Source organism: Halomonas cerina, from assembly GCF_014192215.1.
In the GTDB taxonomy this organism is placed as follows: Bacteria; Pseudomonadota; Gammaproteobacteria; order Pseudomonadales; family Halomonadaceae; genus Halomonas; species Halomonas cerina.
In genome coordinates, this window is record NZ_JACHXP010000005.1 from 156692 (window position 1) to 183083 (window position 26392).

General features: G+C 65.8%; 25 protein-coding genes and 1 pseudogene. 8 read left to right on the forward strand and 18 right to left on the reverse strand.

Annotated elements, in window-relative coordinates:
* Positions 1–22: 22 nt before the first annotated feature.
* Positions 23–145: pseudogene (locus tag FHR94_RS06880) on the forward strand (IS1595 family transposase); the annotation flags it as partial.
* Between the two features lie 93 nt (positions 146–238).
* Here the strand turns inward: FHR94_RS06880 and paaE are convergent.
* From paaE to paaF, 11 genes are all read right to left on the reverse strand, one after another.
* The gene (gene paaE / locus FHR94_RS06885; RefSeq protein WP_183324888.1) at positions 239–1336 is read right to left on the reverse strand and encodes a 1,2-phenylacetyl-CoA epoxidase subunit PaaE; all 1098 of its coding nucleotides are present in this window, start codon (positions 1334–1336) and stop codon (positions 239–241) included.
* An 8-nt stretch (positions 1337–1344) separates the two neighbouring features.
* Positions 1345–1884 (reverse strand): 1,2-phenylacetyl-CoA epoxidase subunit PaaD, encoded by a 540-nt coding sequence (paaD, locus tag FHR94_RS06890; RefSeq protein WP_183324889.1) that lies wholly within the window; start codon positions 1882–1884, stop codon positions 1345–1347.
* A 22-nt stretch (positions 1885–1906) separates the two neighbouring features.
* Entirely contained in the window at positions 1907–2671 is a 765-nt protein-coding gene (gene paaC, locus FHR94_RS06895) for a 1,2-phenylacetyl-CoA epoxidase subunit PaaC (protein WP_183324890.1), read from the reverse strand.
* A 19-nt stretch (positions 2672–2690) separates the two neighbouring features.
* Positions 2691–2978, reverse strand: coding sequence for a 1,2-phenylacetyl-CoA epoxidase subunit PaaB (gene paaB / locus FHR94_RS06900; RefSeq protein ID WP_183324891.1), 288 nt, complete (start codon positions 2976–2978; stop codon positions 2691–2693).
* Positions 2979–2990: 12 nt separating this feature from the next.
* Positions 2991–3947: a 1,2-phenylacetyl-CoA epoxidase subunit PaaA gene (gene paaA / locus FHR94_RS06905; protein ID WP_183324892.1), complete on the reverse strand. Its 957-nt coding sequence runs from the start codon at positions 3945–3947 to the stop codon at positions 2991–2993.
* Between the two features lie 177 nt (positions 3948–4124).
* Complete coding sequence (gene paaK, locus FHR94_RS06910; RefSeq protein WP_183324893.1) at positions 4125–5438, reverse strand: phenylacetate--CoA ligase PaaK; 1314 nt, start codon at positions 5436–5438, stop codon at positions 4125–4127.
* Positions 5439–5476: 38 nt separating this feature from the next.
* Positions 5477–6682: a 3-oxoadipyl-CoA thiolase gene (gene pcaF / locus FHR94_RS06915; protein WP_183324894.1), complete on the reverse strand. Its 1206-nt coding sequence runs from the start codon at positions 6680–6682 to the stop codon at positions 5477–5479.
* The gene (gene paaI, locus FHR94_RS06920) at positions 6679–7146 is read right to left on the reverse strand and encodes a hydroxyphenylacetyl-CoA thioesterase PaaI (protein ID WP_183324895.1); all 468 of its coding nucleotides are present in this window, start codon (positions 7144–7146) and stop codon (positions 6679–6681) included. Before paaI ends, pcaF begins: the two co-directional genes overlap by 4 nt.
* Positions 7139–8668 (reverse strand): 3-hydroxyacyl-CoA dehydrogenase PaaH, encoded by a 1530-nt coding sequence (gene paaH / locus FHR94_RS06925; RefSeq protein ID WP_183324896.1) that lies wholly within the window; start codon positions 8666–8668, stop codon positions 7139–7141. Before paaH ends, paaI begins: the two co-directional genes overlap by 8 nt.
* 1 nt (position 8669) lies before the next feature.
* The gene (gene paaG, locus FHR94_RS06930) at positions 8670–9461 is read right to left on the reverse strand and encodes a 2-(1,2-epoxy-1,2-dihydrophenyl)acetyl-CoA isomerase PaaG (protein ID WP_183324897.1); all 792 of its coding nucleotides are present in this window, start codon (positions 9459–9461) and stop codon (positions 8670–8672) included.
* A gap of 15 nt (positions 9462–9476) precedes the next feature.
* On the reverse strand, positions 9477–10250 hold the full coding sequence (paaF, locus tag FHR94_RS06935; protein ID WP_183324898.1) for a 2,3-dehydroadipyl-CoA hydratase PaaF: 774 nt from the start codon (positions 10248–10250) through the stop codon (positions 9477–9479).
* A gap of 397 nt (positions 10251–10647) precedes the next feature.
* On the opposite strand from paaF, the gene paaN reads away from it, so the two are divergent.
* Entirely contained in the window at positions 10648–12327 is a 1680-nt protein-coding gene (gene paaN / locus FHR94_RS06940) for a phenylacetic acid degradation protein PaaN (protein WP_183324899.1), read from the forward strand.
* An 11-nt stretch (positions 12328–12338) separates the two neighbouring features.
* On the forward strand, positions 12339–12953 hold the full coding sequence (gene paaY, locus FHR94_RS06945; RefSeq protein ID WP_183324900.1) for a phenylacetic acid degradation protein PaaY: 615 nt from the start codon (positions 12339–12341) through the stop codon (positions 12951–12953).
* 104 nt (positions 12954–13057) lie between these two features.
* Here paaY and paaX read toward each other — a convergent pair whose 3' ends face one another.
* Together paaX and FHR94_RS06955 are read right to left on the reverse strand one after the other, a co-directional pair.
* Positions 13058–13984, reverse strand: coding sequence for a phenylacetic acid degradation operon negative regulatory protein PaaX (gene paaX, locus FHR94_RS06950; RefSeq protein WP_183324901.1), 927 nt, complete (start codon positions 13982–13984; stop codon positions 13058–13060).
* 131 nt (positions 13985–14115) lie between these two features.
* A complete protein-coding gene (locus tag FHR94_RS06955) occupies positions 14116–14940 on the reverse strand; it encodes an IclR family transcriptional regulator domain-containing protein (RefSeq protein ID WP_183324902.1) in 825 nt (274 codons plus the stop codon).
* A 228-nt stretch (positions 14941–15168) separates the two neighbouring features.
* On the opposite strand from FHR94_RS06955, the gene FHR94_RS06960 reads away from it, so the two are divergent.
* Complete coding sequence (locus FHR94_RS06960) at positions 15169–16413, forward strand: amino acid deaminase (RefSeq protein WP_183324903.1); 1245 nt, start codon at positions 15169–15171, stop codon at positions 16411–16413.
* A gap of 63 nt (positions 16414–16476) precedes the next feature.
* Here FHR94_RS06960 and FHR94_RS06965 read toward each other — a convergent pair whose 3' ends face one another.
* From FHR94_RS06965 to serA, 3 genes are all read right to left on the reverse strand, one after another.
* A complete protein-coding gene (locus FHR94_RS06965; RefSeq protein WP_183324904.1) occupies positions 16477–17823 on the reverse strand; it encodes a uracil-xanthine permease family protein in 1347 nt (448 codons plus the stop codon).
* A gap of 51 nt (positions 17824–17874) precedes the next feature.
* Complete coding sequence (locus FHR94_RS06970; protein WP_183324905.1) at positions 17875–19230, reverse strand: 8-oxoguanine deaminase; 1356 nt, start codon at positions 19228–19230, stop codon at positions 17875–17877.
* A 261-nt stretch (positions 19231–19491) separates the two neighbouring features.
* Positions 19492–20742, reverse strand: coding sequence for a phosphoglycerate dehydrogenase (serA, locus tag FHR94_RS06975; protein ID WP_183324906.1), 1251 nt, complete (start codon positions 20740–20742; stop codon positions 19492–19494).
* A 274-nt stretch (positions 20743–21016) separates the two neighbouring features.
* Here serA and FHR94_RS06980 point away from each other — a divergent pair, with 274 nt between their 5' ends.
* The 4 genes from FHR94_RS06980 to djlA are packed head-to-tail and all read left to right on the forward strand — an operon-like array spanning position 21017 to position 24907.
* Positions 21017–21295: an exodeoxyribonuclease VII small subunit gene (locus tag FHR94_RS06980; RefSeq protein WP_183324907.1), complete on the forward strand. Its 279-nt coding sequence runs from the start codon at positions 21017–21019 to the stop codon at positions 21293–21295.
* Positions 21282–22169: a (2E,6E)-farnesyl diphosphate synthase gene (gene ispA, locus FHR94_RS06985; RefSeq protein WP_183324983.1), complete on the forward strand. Its 888-nt coding sequence runs from the start codon at positions 21282–21284 to the stop codon at positions 22167–22169. Before FHR94_RS06980 ends, ispA begins: the two co-directional genes overlap by 14 nt.
* A gap of 27 nt (positions 22170–22196) precedes the next feature.
* The gene (dxs, locus tag FHR94_RS06990; protein WP_183324908.1) at positions 22197–24119 is read left to right on the forward strand and encodes a 1-deoxy-D-xylulose-5-phosphate synthase; all 1923 of its coding nucleotides are present in this window, start codon (positions 22197–22199) and stop codon (positions 24117–24119) included.
* Positions 24120–24145: 26 nt separating this feature from the next.
* A complete protein-coding gene (djlA, locus tag FHR94_RS06995; protein ID WP_183324909.1) occupies positions 24146–24907 on the forward strand; it encodes a co-chaperone DjlA in 762 nt (253 codons plus the stop codon).
* An 82-nt stretch (positions 24908–24989) separates the two neighbouring features.
* On the opposite strand, the gene trhA is transcribed toward djlA, so the two are convergent.
* Together trhA and ribA are read right to left on the reverse strand one after the other, a co-directional pair.
* Positions 24990–25655: a PAQR family membrane homeostasis protein TrhA gene (gene trhA / locus FHR94_RS07000; RefSeq protein ID WP_183324910.1), complete on the reverse strand. Its 666-nt coding sequence runs from the start codon at positions 25653–25655 to the stop codon at positions 24990–24992.
* A gap of 60 nt (positions 25656–25715) precedes the next feature.
* The gene (ribA, locus tag FHR94_RS07005; protein WP_183324911.1) at positions 25716–26351 is read right to left on the reverse strand and encodes a GTP cyclohydrolase II; all 636 of its coding nucleotides are present in this window, start codon (positions 26349–26351) and stop codon (positions 25716–25718) included.
* Positions 26352–26392 lie beyond the last annotated feature (41 nt).

A 26392-nucleotide genomic window follows, 5' to 3' on the forward strand; every position in this document is an offset into this window, starting at 1 on the left:
GCACGTAGTGGGCCGATAGTAGGCCGAGTTCGAGTACCGCTTCAATCGGCACTATGATCTCAAGGCTCTGACCCCACGCTTTCTGACGGTGGCGGCCAGAACATCGCCGATGCCTAACCGACTGCTGATGCTGGCCGAGCCATGAGCATAATAAGGTCACCCAAAACAGCACTCATTTTTTGTGTGGCTGATGGATTATGAGGATTTTATATGTGACCCTCACGGATTCGGCTGATCATCAGCGCTGATCGAAATCGAGAGTTACTTCATCGGAAAGGGGGTGAGCCTGGCAGCTGAGCACATAGCCCGCGTCGATTTCGTGTTTCTCGAGTCCATGGGTCACGTCCATATCCACTTCACCCACGACCAGCTTGCACTTGCAGGTGGAGCAAACGCCGGCCTTGCAGGAGTAGGGAAGGTCCATCCCGTTGGCGATTCCCGCGTCGAGGATGTTCTCGCCGACCGTCGCCAGATCGAACATCACCGAACGGCCATCCGCGACCACGGTAACCTTGCTGCTCTTCTCCTCGCCGTACTCTTCAATACGCTGCTGCGCCTTCGCAAGCATCTTTTCGGAATCTGCCGCGGAGTTTGCGAAAAGTTCGTAATGAATCTGGTCGTTGCTCAGGCCTTCGAGACGGAAGCCATGAGAGACCTCGGCCATCATGGCCTCGGGACCGCAGATAAAGGCCTCGTCGGTATTCCTGATGTCGATCAGGCCGCTTTTTTGCAGCGCATAGCCTTTCTTGTTATCTATTATGCCGTTAAGAAGATCTGCTCCTTGATCTTCGTAGTTCATGATGTTAATCCACTGGAAGCGATCCATGTAACGGTTCTTGACGAAACTCAGCTCATCCTTGAACATCATGGAATGAGTGCGGCGATTGCCGTAAATCAGCGTCACCTTGCTCTTGGGCTCGACAGCGAGTACCGACTTGATGATCGATAATGTCGGCGTGATACCCGAGCCCGCCGCAATACACATATAGCGTTTGGCATTATCCGGGTCGAGCTTGGTATAGAAACTCCCTTGTGGCGGCATGACGTCGATCTCCATGCCTCGCTTGAAGTGATCATTGGCGTAGTTGGAAAACTGTCCATTCTTGACGCGCTTGATACCAACGCGCATGTGACCGTCATTGATGCCGGAACAGATAGAGTAGGAGCGGCGTACTTCCTCGCCGTCGATCCGGGTACGCAGTGTCAGGAACTGACCCTGTATGAAGTCGAAGGTTTCCTTCAGCTCTTCTGGGACATCAAAGGTCACGCGGATGGCAGTCTCTGTCTCCGGCTGGACGTCGGCGATTCTCAACGTATAGAAGTTCGTGTCAGACATCACGTAGCCTATATTGTCTTGAAGTAATCGAAGGTCTCCTTGCATGCTTGACACTGGAACAGTGCCTTGCAGGCGGTGGAGCCGAATTCGCTGAGGAGTCGTGTATCACGCGATCCGCAGTGTGGGCAAAGCGCATGAGCGTCGGGTGTCAAGCCATCCTCGGTGGCATCGGCATCATCCGGCGGGGCGACACCGTAATTGCGTAATTTACGACGCCCCTCAGGCGACATCCATTCGGAGCTCCATGCCGGTGATAACTGCAATTTCACGTCAAGACTCTCATAGCCTCTGGCATTGAGGGTGGCCTTGATGTCTTCGGTAATGGTATTTATCGCCGGGCAGCCAGAATAGGTCGGCGTGATGGTGACAACAATATGTTCCCCCTGACGCTCGATGTCGCGCAAAATCCCCAGATCCCAGATGCTCAGCACCGGTATTTCAGGGTCCTTGACCTCATCGAGCAGGTCCCAGAGTTCCTTCACTTCGGAAGTGTCACGCTGTTGTAACCGGTGGTACTGCTCCTCCGGCATCAATGAGATTTCGCTCATAAACAATCACCCATTAGACTGGTTACCACTGGCAGCCAGGGTAGGAACGGTGAACAAATTGCATTTCTGTCAGCAGGTGACCCAGGTTCTCGGTGTGATAGCCGATGCGACCACCGCGTACCGCCCAGCCATCCTCGGGCACGCTCAGAGTCGCTTCTGTGAGAATCTCGCTGACTCGGCGATGCCACTCGTCACGCAGCCTGGTGGTATCGACGCCAATGCCATTGTCAACCACGAGTTGTTCGATATCGTCCATCTCGAACATTTCATGGGTATAACCCCACAGGCTGTCCACCGCACGTTGCGTGCGTCGATGACTCTCCTCGGTGCCATCGCCCAGACGCAGCACCCAGTCGCGACTACGGCGCAGATGGTAGCGGGTTTCCTTGATCGCCTTGGCGGCGATGGCCGCCAGGGTATCGTCCTTGGATTCAACGAGTTCCGGGAGCAACAAGCTGTAATAGATATCGATGAACAGCTGGCGAACCTGTGAGTAGGCGAAATCTTCCTTCGGCATCTCCATCAGTAGCAGGTTATGGTACTGACGGTCGTCGCGCATATAGGCGAAATCGTCCTCTGTACGCCCGTCATTCGCTATCTCTGCAGCGTAGCCATAGAACATACGGGCTCGCCCAATGTAGTCCAGCGCCACGTTGGCATAGGCGATATCTTCCTCCAGGAAAGGGCCACGACTCACCCATTCGGAGATTCGGTGACCCAGGACGTTGGCGTCATCACCCAAGCGAATCGCATACTCGAGGGTGGCATCCTTGATGGTGTCGCTCATTACGTAGTCTCCTGAGCAGCTACATGTTGTTGACGGCATCGGGAAGGTCGTAATACGTCGCGTGCCGATAAGGTTTGTCATCGTTGGGATCGAAGAAATCTTCCGCATCATCCTCCTGGGAGGCACAGATGTCGGCTGACTTGACCACCCAGATGCTCACGCCTTCGCTGCGGCGGGTATAGACATCTCGGGCATATTCCAGTGCCTGGGCATGGTCCTCGGAATGCAGGCTGCCGACATGCTTGTGATCGAGTCCCCGCTTGGAGCGGATAAAGACCTCAAAGAGTTCCAGGGCGTTGTCTTGCATGGCGATGCCTCCTTAGGCGGCTTCAGATTTATTAGCCTGCTTTTTGGCATTGTAGGCAGCCAGGGCTTCACGCACCCAGGCGCCTTCTTCATGGGCCTTGATGTGATGCTCCAGGCGCTGACGATTGCAGTGACCATTACCCGCAATCACATTATGGAACTCTTCCCAATCGATCTCGCCGCTATCGTAGTGCCCGCGCTCTTCGTTCCACTTGAGCTCCTTGTCGGGATGTTCGAGCCCCAGGAATTCGATCTGTGAAGCGGTCTGATCGATGAACTTCTGGCGCAGATCATCGTTAGTTTCGCGCTTGATTTTCCACTCCATGGATTTTGCGGAGTGTGCGGATTCGGTGTCGTGGGGACCGAACATCATCAGCGCTGGCCAGTAGAAGCGGTTCAGGGAGTCCTGAGCCATTGCTTTTTGCTCTGCACTACCGTTAACCAGTGTCAGCATGATGTCGTAGCCCTGACGCTGGTGGAAACTCTCTTCCTTGCAGATACGAATCATGCCGCGCGAGTAGGGACCATAGGAGGTACGCTGCAGGGATACCTGGTTGACGATTGCCGCACCATCGACCAGCCAGCCAATCGCCCCCATGTCGGCCCAGGTCAGGGCAGGATAATTGAAGATAGAAGCGTACTTCGCCTGGCCGCTCTGCAGCGCCTCGATCATCTCCTCACGGGTAATCCCCAGGGTTTCCGCGGCGCTGTAGAGATACAGTCCGTGGCCAGCCTCGTCCTGGATCTTCGATAACAGGATCGCCTTGCGGCGCAAGGAAGGCGCGCGAGTGAGGAAGTTGCCTTCCGGCTGCATGCCAATGACTTCCGAATGCGCATGCTGTGATATCTGACGAATCAGGTTCTTGCGATACTTCTCGGGCATCCAGTCCTTGGGCTCGATCTTCTCTTCGGCCTCGATCTTGTGCATGAACTGCTGTTCTTGACGGGAAATCTGTTGTTCAGAAGCCATCGTTATGCTCTCCAGTCATGGGTTGAGCCTGTACTGCTTGTGCTGTGTCTCTCAGCATAGCAGACTGATTCTAAAAGCGATACAAGAAAACGGCCTATATCCATTATTCTGTGTCGCCATTCGCAGCATTGAGGTAAGTCTCTGTTTAAAAAGGCCCTCATGCTGTACCGCGGTCGGTCAACGCAAGTCTTTCACCCGCTTGGCCTTGCCCACGGAGCGCATGACCTCCTCCACGCCACAGACTTCCACCTGGGTGCTGATGCCCACATAGGTCTTGATGGCATGCTGCAGCTCACGGCCCAGCTGCTCGCAGGCCACGGGGTCGCGGGCGACATCGTTGCTGCTCGCCTCGACGCGCACGAGCACCATGTCCATGTTGCCCTGTCGTGTCACTTCGATTTCGTAGTGGGGTGAGAGCTGCTCGATCTTGAGCAAGAGTTCCTCGATCTGCGTCGGGAAGACATTGACGCCACGAATGATCAGCATGTCGTCGCTGCGCCCGACGATCTTGTCGATACGACGCATGGGGCGCGCGGTGCCGGGCAGCAGGCGGGTGAGGTCGCGCGTTCGGTAGCGGATGACCGGCAGCGCTTCCTTGGTGAGGGTGGTGAACACCAGCTCGCCATACTCGCCATCCGGCAACACCTCGCCGCTGACCGGGTCGATGATCTCGGGATAGAAGTGGTCCTCCCAGATGGTCGGGCCATCCTTGGTCTCCAGGCACTCCATGCCCACGCCGGGGCCCATCACCTCCGAGAGGCCGTAGATGTCGAGGGCGTCGATGCCCAGGCGCTGCTCCAGGGCGAGACGCATATCGTTGGTCCAGGGCTCGGCGCCGAAGATACCGGTACGCAGCGGCAGCTCGCGCGGATCGATGCCCTGGCGCTCCATCTCATCGGCGATGTTGAGCATGTAGGAGGGGGTGACCATGATGATGTCCGGCTGGAAGTCGCGGATCAGCTGGACCTGCTTCTCGGTCTGGCCACCGGACATGGGGATGACGGCACAGCCCAGGCGCTCGGCACCGTAGTGGGCACCCAGGCCGCCGGTGAACAGGCCGTAGCCGTAGGCCACGTGTACCTTGTCGTTACGGCTACCGCCGGCGGCGCGGATGGAGCGGGCCACCACGTCGGCCCAGGTATCGATATCGTTCTGGGTATAGCCGACCACGGTGGGCTGGCCGGTGGTACCGCTGGAGGCGTGGATTCGCACGATCTCGCTCATCGGCGTGGCGAACATGCCGAAGGGGTAGTGGTCGCGCAGGTCGGCCTTGGTGGTAAAGGGCAGCTTGCCGAGGTCGTCGAGGCTCTTGATGTCCTCGGGGTGCACGCCGGCCTGATCGAAGGAGTTCCGGTAGTGGGGCACGTTGTCGTAGGCGTGCTTGAGGCTCCACTGCAGGCGCTTGAGCTGAGTGGCGCGCAGCTCGTCGAGGCTGGCGGTTTCCAGGTGGTCGAGGCTGGCGGTGTCGATAGGTTTTACGAGCTGGGTCATGGGGGTCTCCGGTCGCAGGGTTGTTGTAGTGCGCGCTATTAGAGGCGCTCGATGATCAGGGCGATCCCCTGACCCACGCCGATGCACATGGTGCACAGCGCGTAGCGTCCCTGCCGGCGTTCCAGTTCATGCAGGGCGGTGGTCACCAGGCGGGCGCCGCTCATGCCCAGCGGGTGGCCCAGGGCGATGGCGCCGCCGTTGGGGTTGACGTGCTCGGCGTCGTCGGGAAGGCCGAGATCGCGGGTCACCGCCAGCGCCTGGGCGGCGAAGGCCTCGTTGAGCTCGATCACATCCATCTGCTCGAGGGTCAGGCCGGTCTGGGCGAGCACCTTGCGGCTTGCCGGGGCCGGGCCGAAGCCCATGATACGAGGCTCCACTCCGGCGGTAGCCATGCCCACCACCCGGGCACGGGCCTTGAGGCCGAAGCGCTCGGCGTGCTCCGGCGAGGCCAGCAGCAGGGCACAGGCACCGTCGTTGACGCCCGAGGCGTTGCCGGCGGTCACGCTGCCGCCTTCGCGGAAGGGGGTGGGGAGCCCCGCCAGCTGCTCCAGGGTGGTGGAGGCGCGAGGATGCTCGTCGGTATCGACGATCAGCGGTGCCTGCTTGCGCCGTGGCACTTCGACAGGAACGATTTCCTCGGCCAGGCGGCCGGCTGCCATGGCCGCGGCAGTGCGCTGCTGGCTGCGCAGGGCGAAGGCGTCCTGGTCTTCGCGGGAGACTCCGAACTGTGCGGCGACATTCTCGGCGGTCTCCGGCATGGAGTCGATGCCGAACTGGGCCTTCATCTGGCGGTTGACGAAGCGCCAGCCGATGGTGGTGTCGTGGATCTGCGCGCTGCGCGAGAAGGCCTGCTCGGCCTTGCCCATCACGAAGGGGGCTCGGGACATGGACTCCACCCCGCCGGCGATCATCAGGCCCGCTTCGCCGGTCTTGAGGGTACGGGCGGCGTTACCGATAGCGTCCATGCCGGAGCCGCACAGGCGGTTGATGGTGGTGCCCGGCACCTCCACCGGCAGCCCGGCGAGCAGCGCCGACATGCGCGCGACGTTGCGGTTGTCCTCTCCGGCCTGATTGGCGCAGCCGTAGAAGAGGTCGTCGATCTGAGCCCAGTCCACAGAGGGATTGCGCTCCATCAGGGCGCGCATGGGAACGGCACCGAGATCGTCGGCACGCACGGGAGCGAGAGCGCCGCCGTAGCGGCCAACGGGGGTGCGGATGGCATCGATGATTAGGGCGTCTTTCATGCGTTCTCTCCGGCGTCTGTGTCTTCCAGGCGGCGTACGGTGCCGCGGACCTTGTAGGAACGGCCGCGAAACAGGGCGACCTCGTGACCGTGCTGGTTGCATACGGTGATGTCGTAGATGCCGGTGCGACCGCGCCGGCTGCGCTCCTCGGCGGTAGCGGTAAGCCTGTCGCCGAGCTGGCCTGGACCCAGGTAGTCGATGCTGCAGCCCGAGGCCACGGTGGCTTCGTCATAGGTGTTGCAGGCGAAGGCGAAGGCGGAGTCGGCCAGGGCGAAGATGAAGCCGCCGTGGCAGTTACCGTGCCCCTGCACCATGTCCTCGCGTACGGCCATGCTGAGCACGGCACGCCCCGGGGCCACGCTCTCGATGCGCATGCCCAGCCCCTGGCTGGCGCCATCGCGGGAGAACATGGCGTCGGCGCAGGCCTCGGCCAGCTGCTGGGGGCTCAGTTCACTGTTACTCATGGAACGTCTCCTCGGCCAGGGCCTTGCGGCGCAGCAGGAAGGAGGCGCGATAGCGCTCCTCGCCGTAGCTCCGCTGCAGGTGGGTTAGGGTGCGGTGAACGAAGTCGAGCCCCAGGCCGTCGGCCCAGGCCAGCGGCCCACGAGGGTAGTTGAGGCCGGCCTGCATGGCCCGGTCGCCGTCACCGGCGCTGCATACCCCCTGCAGCACGGCGTCGGCGGCCTCGTTGGCGAGCATGGCCACGCTGCGCAGCACCACGAGCCCGGGGGTGTCGGTCAGCCAGGCGACCGCCAGGCCCAGGCGCTGGAAGAGTGCCGTAGCCAGGTCACGACTCGCGTCGTCGGTGCCCGTGCTGGCGGTCAGGGCGATGGCGCTGGCCTCACCATAGTCGAGGCAGAGGTCGAACAGCACCAAGGCCTCGAGCCCCTCGTCCCGGGCGCGCTCGGTGGCGCAGCGACCGTCGCTCAGGGCCAGGATCAGGCCGCCCAGGCGCAGGCGCGCTTGGCCGGAGACGCTTTCGCGATACACGATCTCGAGGCCGGCCTGCTCGGCGCGGGCCACCAGTGGGGCGATGATCCCGAGCTGGCCCTCGGCGACCAGCGGCGGCAGCTCGGCTTCTACCGGTGGGGCGAGGTTGGCGGCGGCTGGCTGGGCCTGTTGGCGATAGTCATAGAAGCCCAGGCCGCTCTTGCGGCCCAGCCGGCCGGCCTCGACCAGCGCCTGCTGTACCAGCGAGGGCTCGAAGCGAGTATCGCCGTAGTAGGCATCGAACACCGAACGAGTCACGGCGTAGTTGACGTCGTGACCGATCAGGTCCATCAGCTCGAAGGGGCCCATGCGGAAGCCGCCAGCCTGGCGCAGCAGGGCATCCAGGGTGGCGGGATCAGCGGCGCCCTCCTGCAGCAGGCGCAACCCCTCGGCATAGAAGGGGCGTGCCACCCGGTTGACGATGAAGCCGGGGGTAGAGCTGGCGTGGACCGGCACCTTGCCCCAGGCGGCGGCGGTGGCGTAGAGGGTCTCCGCGGCCTCGGCGTCGGTGGCCAGCCCCGAGATGACCTCGACGAGCTTCATGACCGGGGCCGGGTTGAAGAAGTGCAACCCGGCGACCCGCTCGGGGCGCGCAAGGCCCGCGGCGATGGAGGTGATCGACAGCGAGGAGGTATTGCTGGTCAGCAGGGTGTCGGGGCCGCACAGGGCCTCGAGCTCGGCGAAGACCCCGCGCTTGACCTCGAGATTCTCGACGATGGCTTCCACTACCAGGCGGCTGTCGGCCAACTCGGCCAGGCTGGCGGCCGGGGTCATGCGCGCGACGATGGCCTCCACCTCATCCTGGGCCATCTTGCCCCGGGCCACGCGTTTCTCGAGCTGGTGGCGCACGCCGTCGATGCCGGCCTGGGCGGCGCCGTCGCGAGTGTCGTAGAGGCGTACCGGATGGCCGGCCTGGGCCGCCACCTGGGCGATGCCGGCGCCCATGGCGCCGGCGCCGATCACGGCGATGATGTCGCTGGGTGAGAGGGCGGGCATCTTACTCCCCCTTGAAGCTGGGCTGTCGCTTATCCATGAAGGCACTGACGCCTTCGCGGTAGTCGGCGGTGCGGCCGGCCAGGCGCTGCAGGTCACGCTCCAGATCGAGCTGGGCATCGAAGCTGTTGTCGGTGCTGGCATGCAGGGCACGCTTGATCAATGCCAGGCCACGGGTCGGCTGGCTGGCCAGATGGCGCGCCAGGTCGAGGGCCTCGTCCTGCAGGGCCTCGTCGTCTAGCACTTTCCAGATCAGGCCCCACCGCTCGGCCTGCTCGGCGCCGAGCTTGTCGCCCAGCATGGCCAGCCCCTTGGCGCGGGCCATGCCAACCAGGTGGGGGAGTGACCAGGTGCCGCCGGAGTCGGGAATCAGGCCGATCTTGCAGAAGGCTTGAATGAAGCTGGCCGAGCGGGCCGCCAGCACGATGTCGCAGGCTAGGGCGATGTTGGCCCCGGCGCCGGCAGCCACACCATTCACCGCGCAGACGGTGGGAATCGGCAGGTCTCTAATCGCGCGCAGCATGGGGTTATAGCGTTTCTCCAGTGACTCGCCCAGGTCCGGCGTCTCGGCGCCGGGGGCCACGTTGCGGTCGGAGAGGTCCTGGCCGGCGCAGAAGCCGCGGCCGTTGCCGGTCAACAGCAGGGCGCGCACGCTCTTGTCCTGACGCACGGCCTTGAGCGCCTGGCGCATCTCGGCGTGCAGCTCGGCGTTGAAGCTGTTGAGGCTGTCGGGCCGGTTCAGCGTGATGCGGGCGACGCCGTCTTCCACGGCGTAGAGCAGGGGCGCTTCACTCATGATCGATTTCCTGTGTCAGTGCCCGTTGAAGGTGGCGGGGCGTTTTTCCTGGAAGGCACGGATGCCCTCCTCGCGATCCTCGGTACCGGCCAGTAGCGTGAAGGCGTGGCGCTCGAAGCGCAGGCCAGTGGCCAAGTCGGTGTCCTGGGCCTTATGCAGGGCCTCACGGGCCAGCCGCACGGCCAGCGGTGCCTTGGCGGCGATGGACTCGGCCACCGCCGTGGCACGTTCGACGGTCAGCTCCGGCTGGGTGATCTCGCTGACCAGGCCGGCCTCCAGGGCTCGGCGGGCGGAGATCGGCTCGCCGGTCAGCACCATCTGGGTGGCGAGTGCCTTGCCCACGGCGCGCACCAGGCGCTGGGTGCCACCGGCGCCGGGCATGATGCCGAGGTTGATCTCGGGCTGACCGAACTTGGCATTCTCGCCGGCGATCAAGATGTCGGCGTGCATGGCCAGCTCGCAGCCGCCGCCCAGGCAGAAGCCGTTGACGGCCGCGATGAGCGGCTTGCCGAAACGCGCAATGCTGGCCCAGTGGCGCTGGCGGGGGTCTTCCAGCATGCCCACCAGGTCACGCTCGGCCATCTCCTTGATATCGGCGCCGGCGGCGAAGGCGCGTTGGCTACCGGTGATCACCACGGCGCGCACCTCAGCGTCATCCTCGGCGGCGGCCAGGGTCTCGGCCAGCTCGCCCAGCAGGGCGGTATTGAGGGCGTTCAGTACCTCGGGGCGATGCAGGGTGAGGCGTAGCACTCCCTGTTGCGGTCCCTCGACGATCAGCTGATTCGGCATGATGTCCTCGTCTTTGGCACGGCATGGGCGTGGCAGTGAACCGCGGCCTGCCACGGGCGATATGAGGCCGAGTATAGATTTTTTTTGATACGTATCAACTCGAGTATTTTTTATTTGTTGTATCGTATTTCTTCGAAATATCTCTGTTTTTACTTTTCTATCAGTAGGTTACATTTGCAAGTTGCCCCTCTCGGTGGGCCGATTAGACCATGGTCGAAGCTTGGGCGACTTCTCCGGCGCGAGACATGCAACATATTGATAATTAATTTATTTTTCCTTTCTTTTTGGCGGCATGACGGGAATGGCTGCGGGCGAGCGGTTTGATGTTTCGTTACGCTATGGATAGTCTCTAGTGTTATTCCGTATCAAATAAAGCCGCTCATTGCAGGAGCCACGCATGTCTCAGCAAGCCCAGCAGATGCTTGATCGTCATCGCGAGACCCTCGACCAGGCCGTCGAGGCCATCACGACCCGCGGTTTCTGGAGCCCCTACCCGGAAAACATCAAGAAGTATCCGGAAGAAAGCGTGAAAGGCGCTCCACAGCGCTTCGAAGCGCTGCTCAAGCAGCCCTTTTCGTTGGTCAAGGCACCGGCGGTGGCCGGCCAGGTCGGCGCCGAGGTTTCCCCCTATGGTTTCGAGCTGGGCGTGACCTACGACCAGCCTGAGCAGGCTGCCCTGATCGGGGCGATGCAGGCCGCGATGCCGGCCTGGCGCGATGCCGGCGCCGAGGCGCGGGTCGGGGTCTGCCTGGAGATCCTGGCGCGGCTCAACACCATGAGCCCGGACATCGCCCAGGCGGTGATGCATACCAGCGGCCAGGCGCCGATGATGGCCTTCCAGGCCGGCGGCCCCCATGCCCAGGATCGCGGCCTCGAGGCCGTCGCCTATGCCTGGCAGGCGATGTCGCAGGTGCCGGCGACGGCCAAGTGGGTCAAGCCCCAGGGCAAACATGATCCGCTGGTGCTCGACAAGCGCTACCATATCGTGCCACGCGGCATCTCCCTGGTGGTGTCCTGCTCCACTTTCCCCACCTGGAACGCCTACCCGGGTCTGTTCGCCAGCCTGGCCACCGGCAATCCGGTAATTCTCAAGCCACACCCGGGGGCCATCCTGCCGGTGGCCATGACGGTTCGCGTCGCCCAGGAGGTGCTCGAGGAGGCCGGCTTCGACCCCTGCCTGGTGAGCCTGGTACCGGACAGCGCCGACGCCCCGGTGACCAAGGAGCTGGCCCTGGACCCGGCCGTCAAGCTCATCGACTTCACCGGCTCCAATGCCTTCGGTGAGTGGCTGGAGCGCAACGCCACCCAGGCTCGGGTGTTCACCGAGAAGGCGGGCATCAACAGCGTGATCATCGACAGCGTCGACAACCTCAAGGCGGTGGCCCAGAACCTGGCCTTCACCCTGAGTCTCTTCTCCGGCCAGATGTGTACCACCACCCAGGCCATCTATGTGCCGAAAGGGGGCATCGAGACCGCCGAGGGCCACCTGGACTTCGACGAGGTGGCCGGGGCCCTGGCCAAGGCCGTCGAGAAGTTCCTCTCCGACAACGACCGCGCCTGTGCCGTGCTGGGGGCCATCCAGTCGCCGGCCACCGCGGCACGCATCGAGGAGTGCCGTGGCCTCGGAGAGGTCCTGCTGGACAGCGAACCCCGCGAGCATGCGCAGTTCCCCAAGGCGCGCGTTCATACCCCGCTGCTGCTCAAGGTCGACGCTAGCCAGCGCGATGCCTACAGCAAGGAGCGCTTCGGCCCGATCAGCTTCGTGATCGCCACCGACAGCACCGATCACAGTCTCCAACTGGCCCGGGAGGTGATCGGCGAGAAGGGCGCCATCACCCTGGGGGCCTATACCACCGACGAGGCCGTGGCCGAGCGGTTCGAGCGGCTTGCCATGGAGGTCGCCACGCCGTTGTCGCTCAACCTGGACGGCGGTGTCTTCGTTAACCAGTCCGCCGCCTTTAGCGATTTCCATGCGACCGGCGGCAACCCGGCGGCCACTGCCTCGCTGAGCGATCAGGCCTTCGTGACACCCCGCTTCGTGGTGGTGCAGAGCCGCCGTCACGGCCAACCGGAATAAGGAGGCGAACCATGCCCTGCTATCGACTCGAGGGGGTGACGCCGGTGGTGCATCCCACCGCCTATGTGCACCCTACCGCGGTGCTAATCGGCGATGTCATCGTTGGCCCTGGCTGCTACGTGGGGCCTGGGGCGGTGATGCGCGGCGACTTCGGCCAGCTGGTGCTGGAGGAGGGCGCCAATCTTCAGGACACCTGCGTGATGCACGGCTTCCCTGGCTTCGTCACCCGGGTGGAGAAGAATGGCCATATCGGCCACGGTGCCGTGCTGCACGGCTGCGTGGTGGGCCAGGATGCCATGGTGGGCATGAACGCCGTGGTGATGGACGGCGCCGTGATCGCCGCCCGCTCCATCGTCGCCGCGGCGGCCTTCGTCAAGACCGGCTTCGAGTGCCCGCCCCAGTCGCTGGTGATGGGGGCGCCGGCCAAGGTCAAGCGTGAGCTGAGCGACCAGGAGGTGGCCTGGAAGCAGCAGGGCACACGTGAGTACCAGCGCCTGACCGAGCGTTGCCGGGACAGCCTGGAACCCTGCGAGCCGCTGGCCGAGCTGGACGCCGACCGTCCCCGGTTGAAGGCCGGCGATACCCGGCCCAAACAGCAGACCCTGGACCAGCAGAGCCGGTCATGAGTCATGAGATGATGTGATAGGGCGTTGCCGGTGTGACGCAAGCCCCCCCTGCCCTGGCAGGGGGGGCTTGCGTGGATGGTTGCCGAGGAGGTAGTCCAGGGGACTCAATCCAGCCCGCCGAAGCGCTGGTAGAAGCTGGGGCCGGGCGCCGGCAGCGGGCCCTCGGCGGTTTCCAGGTGGCGGTCGAGCCAGCGTTCGGCGCGCTGGTAGATGGTGCGATAGATGTTGCGGCACAGCTGATGGGCGTTACGTCCCTCCCAGGCGGTGGGCAGTAGCTCGTCGGGCAGTTGGGGGTCGCGTAGCTGCACGCGGCGATATTCTTGGATCAACAGGGTGCGGGCGATGAAGCATTCCTCTTCGCCGAGATGGTTCTCCTCGTTGAGCGCTCGCCACAGCGGTCGAAACAGGGTCAGGAAGCGTTGGTAGTGTTCGCCCAACTCGTCGAGGTTCCAGCTGTCGCGGACCTGGAGGCGCAGCGGCTTGCTGGCCAGCGGCTCCATGGTCTCGGTCTGCAGCACGATGGCCTCGTCGGCGGCGCCCAGTTCCTTCAGAGCGGCGATGGCCTCGGTGCGGTTGAGCGTCGGGTGGGCGAAGAGCCCGGGCGCGAACTGGCCGAAGCTCAGCCAGTCGAGCTCGTCACGCACCTTCTGGCGATGTGGGGTCTCCATCTGGGTGAGCAGCACCAGGGTCCACTGGCCCGACCAGGGAGCTTGGACGCCGTGGTAGACGCGCTTGAAGGCCTGCTCGAAGCGACGGCGTCCCGGACCGCTCAGGCTGTAGTAGCTGCGCCGGCCGACCTTCTCGCCCTGCAGCCAGGTCTCCCGGGTGAGGCGATAGACCGAGGTGCGGACGAGCCGCTCGTTGATGCCGACCGGCTCCAGCAGCTTCGATAGGCTGCCCAGCCAGACGGTGCCACCTCGGGGCACGATAGTATCACCGTAGACGGTGATGATCAGCGAGCCGGTGCGGATCGGGCGCCTTCGCTGGAACTCTTCGATAAGCGTCGTGACGCATTCGCTGGCGGAGGGCATGAGGGAGACCTGCGGATTGGCTGATGGACGTTCTGGGGCAGGACGACGTGGTGCCTGGTCCCGGTCAATAGGCATCCATATATGATACAGCGTGAAGCGCCTGAGGCGAACGCTATGTATCGGCAATTGACTCAGGTCTCCGGTATCCTGCCGCCCAGCCGGGCGGTGATCTCGGCGGCGGTATCGCGCACCAGCGCGCCCAGTTCCGGTAGGCGAACTTCGGGGATCCTGGCCACCGGGCCGGAGACCGAGATGGCGGCCAACGGGATGCCGTGCTCGTCGTGCAGGCAGGCGGCCACGCAGTTCAAGCCGATGGCGTGCTCCTCACGGTCGCACGCATAGCCCTGGCGGCGGATCTCGGCCAGGCTTTCGCGCAGTGCCTCGGGGGTATGCAGGGTGTTGGCGGTGACCCGCGCCAGGCCGCGCTCGGCCAGTACCCGTGCGAACTCGTCGTCCGGCAGCCAGGCCATCAGCGCCTTGCCCACGCCGGAGGCGTGCAGCGGCGCCCGGGAGCCGAGCCGGGTGATCATGCGCATCATCTGTGGCGACTCACTCTGGGCCAGGAACACCGCGGTGGCGCCGTCGCGGATGCCGAGGTTGGCGGTCTCGCCGGTCTGGGCGGTCAGGCGGCGCAGGAAGGGACGGCTGGTGGCCACGAAGTCGCGGGCCTCGAGGAAGCTGTTGCCGATGCGGAAGGTCTTGACATCGATCTTCCAGACCCCGAGTTCGGCATCTTGGGTGACGAACCCCTGGCTCTGCAGGGCCTGCAGCAGCCGATGGGTGGTGGAAGGGGCGAGGTCCGCCTGTTCGGCGACCTCGGAGAGGGCCAGGCCGCCGGGACTGGCCGCCAGCCGCTCGAGCAGGTTGAGACCGCGGACCAGCGACTGGCTGTGGCCGCTGGTGCCCTTGCCCGATCCGGCGGGACGCCCCGCTGTCCTGCGCTTGCCTTCGCTCACCTGAATGCTCCTCGTGCCACGTGTTGCTCGCTGCTCGGAGACTCAGGATACCCGCTCATCGCCCGGCTGTCGCGACGACGGAAATGCCTTCCATATACATACCTGTCGTCGGCCAGGACGGGCGAGGGGGCAGGACTGGTGGGCCTGGCCTGGCGTTCGTTACGCTATGATGGAAGAGCCGGTCCTGCCGAGACCCGGCCTTCAAGAGCGTACCGCCAGGAGGTCGCCATGTTCGATGCCAGCTCCCACCCGCTGGAGGGGGCCGCCCTGCACAAGGGGCTGCCCGAAACCGGCAACGACCTGCTGGCCGAGGTCAGCCTGCCCGCGGCGGTGATCCACGAGGCGTTTCTGGCCCATAACCTGGCCTGGATGCAGCGTTTCGCCAACGAACATGGCGCGCGTCTGGCGCCTCACGGCAAGACCACCATGGCCCCGGCGCTCTTTCATCGCCAGCTGGCGGCCGGTGCCTGGGGCATCACCCTGGCCACCGCCCCGCAATGCCGGGCGGCCTTCGCTCACGGGGTCAAGCGCCTGTTGATGGCCAACCAGCTGGTCGGCGAGGCCAACATGGCCATCGTCGCACGACTGATCGACGAGGGGGCCGATTTCTATTGCGTGGTGGACAGTGCCGCCAATGTACGCCAGTTGGCGCGTTACTTCGGCGCCCGCGAGCAGCGCCTGCAGGTACTGGTCGAACTGGGTGTCGACGGTGGGCGCTGCGGCTGCCGGGACCAGGACGAAGTGCTGGCCCTGGGCGAGCTGGTCGATAGCGAGCCGGCGCTGGTCCTGGCCGGATTGGAGGGCTACGAGGGGGTGGTCTACGGCGAGGATCCCGTACGGGCGGTGCGCGATTACGCCTGGCACTTGGTGGAGGCGGCCCAGGCGCTGGATCACGACGGCCTGATCGAGGCCAGGGCGCCGCTGATCACCGCCTCCGGCTCGGCCTGGTATGACCTGGTGGCCGAGGTGTTCCGCGAGGCGCGTCTGGCCGGGCACTTCGTGCCGGTGCTGCGTCCCGGCTGCTATGTGGTCCACGACCACGGTATCTACCGGGCGGCCCAGCGCGATGTGATGGGGCGGCGTCCGGAGCTCGATCGTGGCCTGCATCCGGCGCTGGAGGTCTTCGCCCAGGTGCTCTCGCTGCCCGAGCCGGGGCTGGCGGTGGTGGGGCTCGGCAAGCGCGATATCGGTCATGACCAGTTGCCCCTGCTGCTTCGCCGCTACCGCGAAGGCGGGATGGCGAACCGGACCCTGCCGGTCGAGGGCTGGCGGGTCGAGAAGCTGATGGACCAGCACGCCTTCGTGCATGTGCCCGATGACGACTTCCCCGAGACGCGCAACGGCGAGGTCCGTATCGGTGACATCATCGCCTTCGGCATCTCCCATCCCTGCCTGACCTTCGACAAGTGGCGGCGCCTGTGCCGGGTCAATGAGCGCCTCGAGGTCCTCGAGGTCCTCGAGACCTGCTTCTGACATTCAGGCCACGCAAAACCGCCTCCTCGTTGAGGTGACGGTTCGCCGGGTGGGCAGACGACCTCAGACGTCGTCGCGGAAGGGCCGATCCTGCTTGGGTAGCACCAGGTTGAGGAGGATGGCGCACAGCGCCCCGGGGATCAGGCCGGACTCGATGATCGCCTGGACATTCTCGGCGAGCCCGGCGTAGAGGCCTTCCTGGGCCGGCAAGCCGATGGCCGCGGACAGCGAGACGCCGATGATCACCATGTTGCGCTTGTTGAAGTCGATATGGGACAGCATCTTGATGCCGGCGCTGGCGATCATGCCGAACATGATCAGCACCGCCCCGCCCAGCACCGCGTTGGGGATGCTCGAGATCAGCGCGCCGAGCTTGGGCAGCAGGCCGGCTAGCAGCAGGAAGACGCCGCCGATGGCCACCACGAAGCGGCTGACCACGCCGGTCAGGGCCACCATGCCGACGTTCTGGCTGAAGCTGATCTGCGGGAAGGCGTTGAAGATGGCGGCGAAGACGCTGGCCAGGCCATCGGCCATCACCCCGCCGGAGAGCTCCTTGTGGGTCGGCTCGCGGTCCAGGCCGCCGGCCGTGGTGCCGACGATGTCGCCGATGGATTCCGCGCAGGTCACCACCGCCAGCAGCACCACCGGCAGGATCGCGGCCAGGTGGAACTCCAGGCCGATGGTCAGCGGCATCGGCAGCGAGACCCAGTCGGCGGCGGCGATCTCACCGAAGCTCACCAGCCCGAAGGCCACGGCGCTGCCATAGCCCACGATGAGGCCGACCAGCGGGGCGGTCTCCGACCAGATGCCGCGGCCATACTGGTGCAGGCCCAGGGTGACCAGCAGCACCAGGCCGGCCAGCACCAGGTTGTGGGTGGCCCCGAAGTCCTCGGCGCCGAAGCCGCCGCCGGCATAGGCGAAGCCCACCGGCATCAGCAGGGTGCCGAGCATGATCACGAAGGTGCCGGTAACCACCGGCGGGAACAGGAAGCGGAACCAGGGCAGGAAGAGGCCCACCAGCGCCATGGCGATGCCGCCGCACAAGGCCGCCCCCAGCGCCGCCGGTAGGCCCATGCCCACGGCGATGGGGATCAGCACCGGCACGAAGCCGAAGCTGGTGCCCATGACGATGGGCAGGCGCGCCCCGATCGGCCCCAAGCCGAGCGATTGCACCAGGGTGGCGACCCCGGCCACGAACATGGCGGCTTGGATCATGAAGGCCGTCTGGTCCGCCGGCAGGTCGGCGGCCCCGGCGATGATGATGGGCACGGTGACGTTGCCTACGAACATCGCCAGGACGTGCTGCAGCCCTAGCGGGATGGCCCGGCCGAGCGGCGGCATGGCATTGACGTCGTGGGTAGAGCGCACCTTCGGCGAGGTGGGCTCAGTGGCGGTGTCGGTCGTCGACATGGGGGGTTTCTCCTGTTGTCGTTGTTGAAACCTTGGGGGTGTTCCGCCGCCCTAGCGGGCGCGCCTCAGCGCCCGGGCGGCCTGGTCATGGCGGGCCAGCAGGGCGTCGAGGTCGACCCCCACCGGCTGGCCCTCGGTCACCCGCCACTGCCCGGCGACCATGACCCGGTCGGCGCGGTGGGCGCCACACAGCAGCAGGGCGGCGATGGGATTCTCGGCGCCGGAGAAGCGCGGCTCGTCGAGCCGGAACAGGGCCAGGTCGGCCTGCTGGCCGGGGACCAGGCCGCCGATGTCGTCGCGGCCGAGGCAGGCCGCGGAGCCCTGGGTCGCCCAGCGGATCACATCAAGGTGGGTCACTCGGCTCGGCGCGTAGCGCAGCCGGCCGAGCAGCAGCGCCTGGCGCATCTCCTCGGCGAGGTTGGAGTGATCGTTGGAGGCGGAACCGTCCACGGCGAGGCCCACCGGGCAGCCGGCGGCCTCCAGCTCCAGGGTGCGGCATAGCCCCGAGCCCAGCACCATGTTCGACGAGGGGCAGTGGGCGATGCCGGTGCCGGCGGCGCCGAGCCGGGCGATTTCCTTCTCGTCGAAGTGGATGCCGTGGGCCAGCCAGGTGCGCGCCGAGAGCCAGCCCACGGCCTCCAGGTAGTCCAGCGGGCGCATGCCGAACAGCCGTTGGCAATAGGCCGTCTCGTCCTCGGTCTCAGCCAGGTGGGTGTGCAGGCGCACGTCCCGGGTCTCGGCCAGGCGGGCGCTGTCCTGCATCAGCTCACGGCTCACCGAGAACGGTGAGCACGGCGCCAGGGCGATGGTGATCATGGCGCCGTCGCCGCGCTGGTGATAGGCGTGGATCAGCCGTGCGCTCTCGTCGAGGATGATGGCCTCGTCCTGCACCACCGACTGCGGCGGCAGGCCGCCGTCGTCGCGGCCCACGCTCATCGAGCCGCGGGTCAGGGCGGCGCGCACACCGAGGCGGCTAGCGGTTTCCACCTGGACGTCGATGGCCTGCGCGAGCGCTCCGGAGAACACGTAGTGGTGGTCGGCCACGGTGGTGCAGCCCGACATCAGCAGCTCGACCATGGCCAGCTCGCTGGCCACCGCCAGCTGGTCTTCGGTGAGGTTCGCCCAGACCTCGTAGAGCGTCGTCAGCCAGGGGAAGAGCGCCTTGTTCAAGGCCGGCGAATAGGCCCGGGTCAGGGTCTGGTAGAAATGGTGGTGAGTGTTCACCAACCCCGGAAGCAGCACGTGAGCCGAGGCATCGAAGGTGGCGTCGATGGGCGTGGTCGGCGTGCCGCCCTCCGGCACCGCCTCGACGAGACGCGAGCCGCGGACCACCACGCCGCCGGCGGCGCGGGCATCGCTGCAGGCTAGGGGGTGTCGAATCCACAGGGTCTTGGGGGTCGGGGTCATGCTGGTCCTCCCGGGGCTCCGCTCGCGGAGGTCTCTGCCGTGGCCCAAGGGTTACCCAAGCCTCGCGATAAATCAGAGCCTTGGTTCAGATGCCTTCGACCAAATGTGTACGTTGGTAATGGTAAATGATGAACAAAGACTGTATACAAAATGGGCAGCTCTTGAGGGACTGTCAAGTGCCTCGATGGGGACTTTGTGCCGGACAAACGAAAACCGCCGCGTCCGGGGACGCGGCGGTTTTCGAAGCGCAAGGGTGAGGGATCAACCTTCGAAGCTGGTCTCGGAGTAGAGCACCCGGACACGCTTGGTGTGGGCCACCTGGCTCAGGGCCTCGAGGGCCTGGGTGCCATAGTCCTTGTCGACATCGATGACCACGTAGCCGATGCGCTCGTTGGTCTGCAGGTACTGACCGAGGATGTTGATGCCGTTCTCGGAGAGTACACGGTTGATCTCCGACAGCACTCCCGGGACATTGTCGTGGATGTGCAGCAGGCGGTGCTTGCCCGGGTGCGCCGGCAGGGCGACTTCGGGGAAGTTGACCGAGCTGACCGTGGTGCCGTTGTCGGAGTAGGTGATCAGCTTCTCGGAGACCTCGATGCCGATATTCTCCTGGGCCTCCAGGGTCGAGCCACCGATGTGCGGAGTGAGGATGACGTTGGGCAGGCCGCGCAGCGGGCTTTCGAACTCCTCCTTGTTGCCCTTGGGCTCCACCGGGAAGACGTCCACCGCGGCGCCATTGAGGCGCCGTTCCTGAAGCGCCGTGGCCAGGGCCTCGATGACCACCACGCTACCGCGGGACGCGTTGATCAGGATGCCGCCCGGTTTCATCAGGGCGATCTGTTCCTCACCGATCATCCAGCGGGTGGAAGGCAGGTCCGGCACGTGCAGGCTGACCACGTCGGCACGGGCCAGCAGTTCCTCGAGGCTCGCCACCTGGCGGGCATTGCCCATGCCCAGCTTGGTGACCACGTCGTAGTAGATGACGTCGAAACCGAGCGCCTCGGCCAGCACCGAGAGCTGGGCGCCGATGCTGCCGTAGCCGATGATGCCCAGGGTCTTGCCGCGCGCCTCGTGGGCGTTCTTGGCCGACTTCAGCCAGCCGCCCTCGTGGGCGCGGGCGCTCTTCTCGGGGATGCCGCGCAGCAGCATGATGGATTCGGCAAGCACCAGCTCGGCCACCGAGCGGGTATTGGAATAGGGGGCGTTGAAGACCGGGATGCCCCGGACCAGGGCCGCGTCCAGGTCCACCTGGTTGGTGCCGATGCAGAAGCAGCCCACGGCCACCAGCTTCTCGGCGGCGTCGAAGACGCGCTCGTTGAGCTGGGTGCGGGAGCGGATGCCGATGAAGTGGACGTCGTGGATCTTCTCGATCAGCGTCTCCTCGTCCAGCGAGGTCGGCAGGTGCTCGATGTTGGTGTACCCGGCATTGAGGAAATTGTCCACCGCGCTCTGGTGGACGCCCTCGAGCAGCAGGATCTTGATCTTGCTCTTGTCCAGGGACGTTTTGGCCATGGTCGAATCAACCCCTTCTTCGGTGCGCGCCGCTTGCGTTTCAGGTGGATGAGCCTGGAGCCCGCCAGGTGTCGGTGACTGGGCCGGTGTCGGCTCGAAAACGAGGCCACATAGATTATCACAGCCGCCCTTGACCAGCGTGAAAATGCTGCGCTGGGAAGATGAGCGGGCTGCATACAGCGGGCCCATGCCGCCCTCGCCCGGGGCAGACGACCCGGGGGGGAGAGCGTGTATACTGTCGCCTTCGTGGTGGGAGCGACCGACGAGGAAAGCCATGGCGGAACAGGACACACAGCCCCGGGGCGAGACGGCACCAGCCGATTTCGCCGCCACCATCGAGCGGCTGGAGGCGTTGGTGGAGCGACTCGAGTCCGGCGAACTGTCGCTCGAAGGGTCGCTGTCGGCTTTCGAACAGGGGGTGCGGCTGACGCGGGAGGCGCAGCGGCGCCTGGACGAGGCGGAGCTGCGGGTACGCAGCCTTACCGAGGGCAATGAAGGGAGCGGCGACCTGCAGGCCTTCGCCCCGCCGACGGAGCATGATGGTGAAGGCTGATCTCCTGGCGGCCGGTCTGGCCGCCGACCGTACCCGGGTAGATACCCGCCTGGCGGCCCTGTTCGAGGGGCGCTCGCCCTGTGCCCCGCGCCTCGAGGCGGCCATGCGCCACGGGGCGCTGGTGGGCGGCAAGCGTCTGCGGCCGGTGCTGGTCTACGCGGCGGGCCGCAGCTTGGGGGCCCCGGACGCGGCTCTGGACGCCCCGGCGATGGCCATCGAGCTGATCCACGCTTATTCGCTGGTCCACGATGACCTGCCGGCCATGGACGACGATGATTTGCGCCGCGGCCAGCCTACGGTGCACCGGGCCTTCGACGAGGCCACCGCGATCCTGGCCGGCGATGCCCTCCAGGCACTGGCCTTCGAGGTGCTGGCCGGTGCCGGACACCCCCGGATGGCGGCACAGATTCGCACCCTGGCCGCGGCCGCCGGTCGTGATGGCATGGTCGCGGGTCAGGCACTGGACCTGGCCGCCGTGGGCGGTCACCCTGACCTGGCGGCCCTGGCGACCATGCATGGCCACAAGACCGGCGCCCTGATCCGGGCGGCTGTGCGACTGGGTGGCCTGGTCGCGGTGGACGAGCGAGATCCCCGGCTGTGGGCCCTGGAGGCCTATGCCGGCGCCATCGGCCTGGCTTTCCAGGTCCACGATGACGTCCTCGATGTGACCGGCGACACGGTGACCCTGGGCAAGGCCTCCGGGGCCGATGCCGCCCGCGACAAGCCCACCTATCCGGCCCTGCTGGGACTGGAGGGGGCCCGGGCCAAGGCCCGGGAGCTGGTCGAGGAGAGTGTGGCGGCCCTGACGCCGCTCGGGGACGCCGCCGCTCCGCTGGCCGAGCTGGCCCGATACATGATCGAGCGTGACCACTGATGCGCTGCCCCGACACACAGGGACCCCATGAAGCTGTTCGATGACATTCCCGTCGAGCGTCCGGCGACGCCCTTGCTCGACACCCTGGAGACGCCGGCCCCGCTGCGCGCCATGACTGCCACCCAGCTGGCTCAGGTGGCCGACGAACTGCGCGCCTACCTGCTCTACAGCGTGGGCGTGTCCGGTGGCCACTTCGGCGCGGGGCTCGGCGTGGTGGAACTGACCGTGGCTCTGCACCACGCCCTGGAGACGCCCTACGACCGGCTGGTCTGGGACGTCGGCCACCAGGCCTACCCCCACAAGATACTCACCGGCCGCCGCGAGGCGATGACCCGTATCCGTCAGCATGGCGGCCTGGCGGCCTTCCCGCGCCGCAGCGAGTCGGAGTACGACACCTTCGGCGTGGGCCATTCCAGCACCTCGCTCTCGGCGGCCCTGGGCATGGCCCTGGCCGCCCGCACCCGTGGCGAGAAGCGCCGCGTCTGCGCGGTGATCGGTGACGGTGCGCTGACCGCTGGCATGGCCTTCGAGGCCCTGGCCCATGCCGGCCACGTCGATGCCAACCTGCTGGTAGTGCTCAATGACAACGAGATGTCGATCTCGGAGAACGTCGGCGGCATCGCCAGCTATCTGGCGCGGATCCTCGCCAGCAAGCCTTATACCACCATGCGCGAGGGCGGCAAGCGGGTGCTCTCGCACCTGCCCGGCGCCTTGGAGCTGGCGCGGCGCACCGAGGAACACATGAAGGGCATGGTCAGCCCGGCCACGCTCTTCGAGGAGATGGGCTTCAACTACATCGGCCCCATCGACGGCCATGACCTGCCGGCCCTGGTGCAGACCCTGCACAACATGCGCGATCTGGAAGGCCCTCAGTTCCTGCACGTCACGACCTGCAAGGGGCGTGGCTTTTTGCCGGCCGAGGTCGACCCCATCGGCTACCACGCCATCACGAAGTTGGAAAAGAGCGAGCCGGAGAAGCACGGCGACACCCCGCCGCCGCTCAAGCCGGCCAACCTCGCGCCTGCGCCCAAGAAAAAGAAGTACTGCAACGTCTTCGGCGACTGGCTGTGCGACATGGCGGCGGCAGACGCGCGGCTGGTGGGCATCACCCCGGCGATGCGCGAGGGCTCCGACTTGATCCGCTTCTCGCGGGAATACCCGGAGCGCTACTTTGATGTGGCCATCGCCGAGCAGCATGCGGTGACCCTGGCCGCTGGCCTGGCCTGCGAGGCCATGAAGCCGGTGGTGGCGATCTACTCGACCTTCCTGCAGCGCGGCTACGATCAGCTGATTCACGACGTGGCGGTGCAGGGCCTCGACGTAACCTTCGCCATCGACCGCGCCGGCCTGGTGGGCGAGGATGGCCCCACTCACCATGGCGCCCTGGACCTCTCCTACCTGCGCTGCGTGCCAGGGCTCGTGGTGCTGGCGCCGGCCGACGAGGCCGAGTGCTACGCCATGCTCAGTGCCGCCTATCACCATCCCGGCCCCGCCGCGGTACGCTATCCCCGCGGCACCGGCCCGGGCGTGGCGATTCCCGACCACCTCGAGCCCCTCGAGATCGGCCGGGCCGAGTGGCGCCGCCAGGGGCGCGGTGTGGCCTTGCTGGCCTTCGGCAGCCTGAACGGCCCGGCGGCGGAGGTGGCCGAGCGCCTCGACGCCAGCCATCTCAACATGCGCTCGATCAAGCCCCTCGACCGCGAGGCCGTGCTGGCCGCGGCCCGCGACCACGAGCTGCTGGTGACCCTGGAGGAGAACGTGGTGGCCGGCGGCGCCGGCAGCGCGGTCAACGAGCTGCTGATGGCCGAGGGGCGGCAGGTGGGCGTGCTCAATCTCGGCTTGCCCGATGCCTTCGTCGAGCACGGCAAGCCGGCGGAGCTGCTGGCCGAGTGCGGTCTCGATGTTGACGGCCTCGAGGCCGCCATCCGAGCCCGTCTGGCGGACGCCTGAGCGGACACCTACTACGGAGACACGCCATGTTGGTGGCTATTCTGATCGGTGCGGTACTCGGTTTCCTGATCGGCGGCCCCTTGGGGCTGCTGATCGGTGGTGGTCTCGGTTACTGGCTCGTCCGGGGCCTGCGCAAGAGCCTGCTGGGGCGACTGGCCGGGGCCCAGGCGCAGTTCCTCGAATCGACCTTCGCGGTCATGGGCTGCATGTGCAAGGCCGATGGCCAGGTCACCGAGGCCGAGCTGGCGGCCTCCCGACGGCTGTGGGACCGCCTGCGGCTGGGCGAGGCCCAGCGTGCCCAGGCCCGGGCCGCCTTCACCCGCGGCAAGGAGGCGGACTTCGATCTGGAGGCGGAGCTGGCCAAGGTGCGCCAGGTGGTGGGCGGCCAGCGTGCCCTTCTGCAGGTCTTCCTGCAGGTCCAGCTCGCGGCGATCGCCGCCGACGGCCAGTTGCATCCCGCGGAGCATGACATGCTACTGCGCGTGGCCCGGGGGCTGGGCTGCTCCGAGGCCGAGATCGCCCAGATCGAGGCCATGCTGCGTGCAGGCCCCGACGCGGCGGGCGAGCAGGGGCCCTCCCTCGAGGATGCCTACCAGGTGCTGGGGGTCACGGCCGAGGCCAGTGATGCCGAGGTCAAGAAGGCCTATCGCCGCCTGATGAGCGAGAACCATCCCGACAAGCTGGCCGGCAAGGGGTTGCCCGAGAGCATGCGCGAGATGGCCAAGGAGCGCACCAGCGAGATCGGCAGTGCCTACGCGCGCATCCGCAAGGCCCGAGCCGCCGCCTGAGCCGTTGTCGGGTTGCCGGTCAGGCAGATGCCTCCGAGCCGATAAGCCTCCGGATGCCGGGGGCTTTCGCATCTTTGAAACCTCAGGGCGCGAAGGGCAGCACGTCGGTGACGACGGCGAAGTAGTGGCAGGTGCTACCCGCCATGACGAAGAGATGCCAGATGGCGTGGTTGAAGGGGATGGCCCGGACTGCGAAGAACACGATGCCCAGCGAATAGGACGCGCCACCGGCGAGAAGCAGACCGAGCCCGGTGGCGGACAGGGCATCCCCGAGGTCGTCGGCGACGACCAGGATCAGCCAGCCCATCAGCAGATAGATGGCCATGTGCAGACGGCTCAGCGCCCAGGGGCGCCACAGCTTGAGGGCGACGCCGGCGACGGCCAGGGTCCAGATCACCGCCAGTAGGGGCTCGCCCAGGGAGGCCTTCAGGTTGACCATCAGGAAGGGCGTGTAGGTGCCGGCGATCAGGGTGTAGATGGCGCAGTGATCCAGCACCTGGAAGGCCCGCTTGAGGCGCGGGTGCCGCGTGCCGTGGTAGAGGGTCGAGGCGGTATAGAGCAGCACCAGGGTGGTGCCATAAAGCGAGACGGCGGCGATCTTGTAGGGGCTGGTGCCCATGCCGCGGCTACTGAGGGCGATCAGCGCCACCATCCCAGCGACGCTCAGCAGGGCCCCCACGCCATGGCTGGCGCTGTGCAGCAGCTCCTCGAGGAGCGAATAGCCAGGGGATGGGGGTGACCGGCGCATAACGGATCCTCCCTTTAACCTTCGACGCAGCGATCGAAGCGGAGGTTCCCGTCAGCTGGGTCACGGCTTGCGTTCGATGTCCACGTCGTCGGCCTGGGTGAAGTCGCCCAGCGCCATCATATGGCCCAGCTTGCCGGCCTTGGTGGAGAGATACTGTTCGTTATGAGGGTTGAGCCCGGTGGTCAACGCCACGCGCTCAGTCACCTCGACGCCGGCATTGACCAGCGCATCGACCTTGCGCGGATTGTTGGTCATCAGGCGCAGCGAGGCGATGCCCAGGTGGCCCAGCATCGGCACACAGAGGTCATAGCGGCGCAGGTCCGCGGCGAAGCCGAGCTGTTCGTTGGCCTCCACGGTGTCGGCGCCCTGGTCCTGCAGGTGATAGGCGCGGATCTTGTTGAGCAGGCCGATGCCCCGGCCCTCCTGGCGTAGGTAGAACAGCACACCGCGGCCCTCCTCGGCGACGCGCTTCAGGGCCTCCTGCAGCTGATAGCCGCAGTCGCAGCGCATCGAGAACAGTGCGTCGCCGGTCAGGCACTCGGAGTGGACGCGGCCCAGCACCGGCTGGCCATCGGCGACCTCGCCCAGGGTCAGGGCGATATGGTCCTTGCCGGTGGCCTCGTCCTCGAAGCCGTGCATGGTGAAGGTGGCCCAGGGAGTGGGCAGCCGGGAGGCGGCGATGAAGCGAATCGTCACGATGTACCTCGGTGAAAGACCACGGCAATGCCGACGGATGG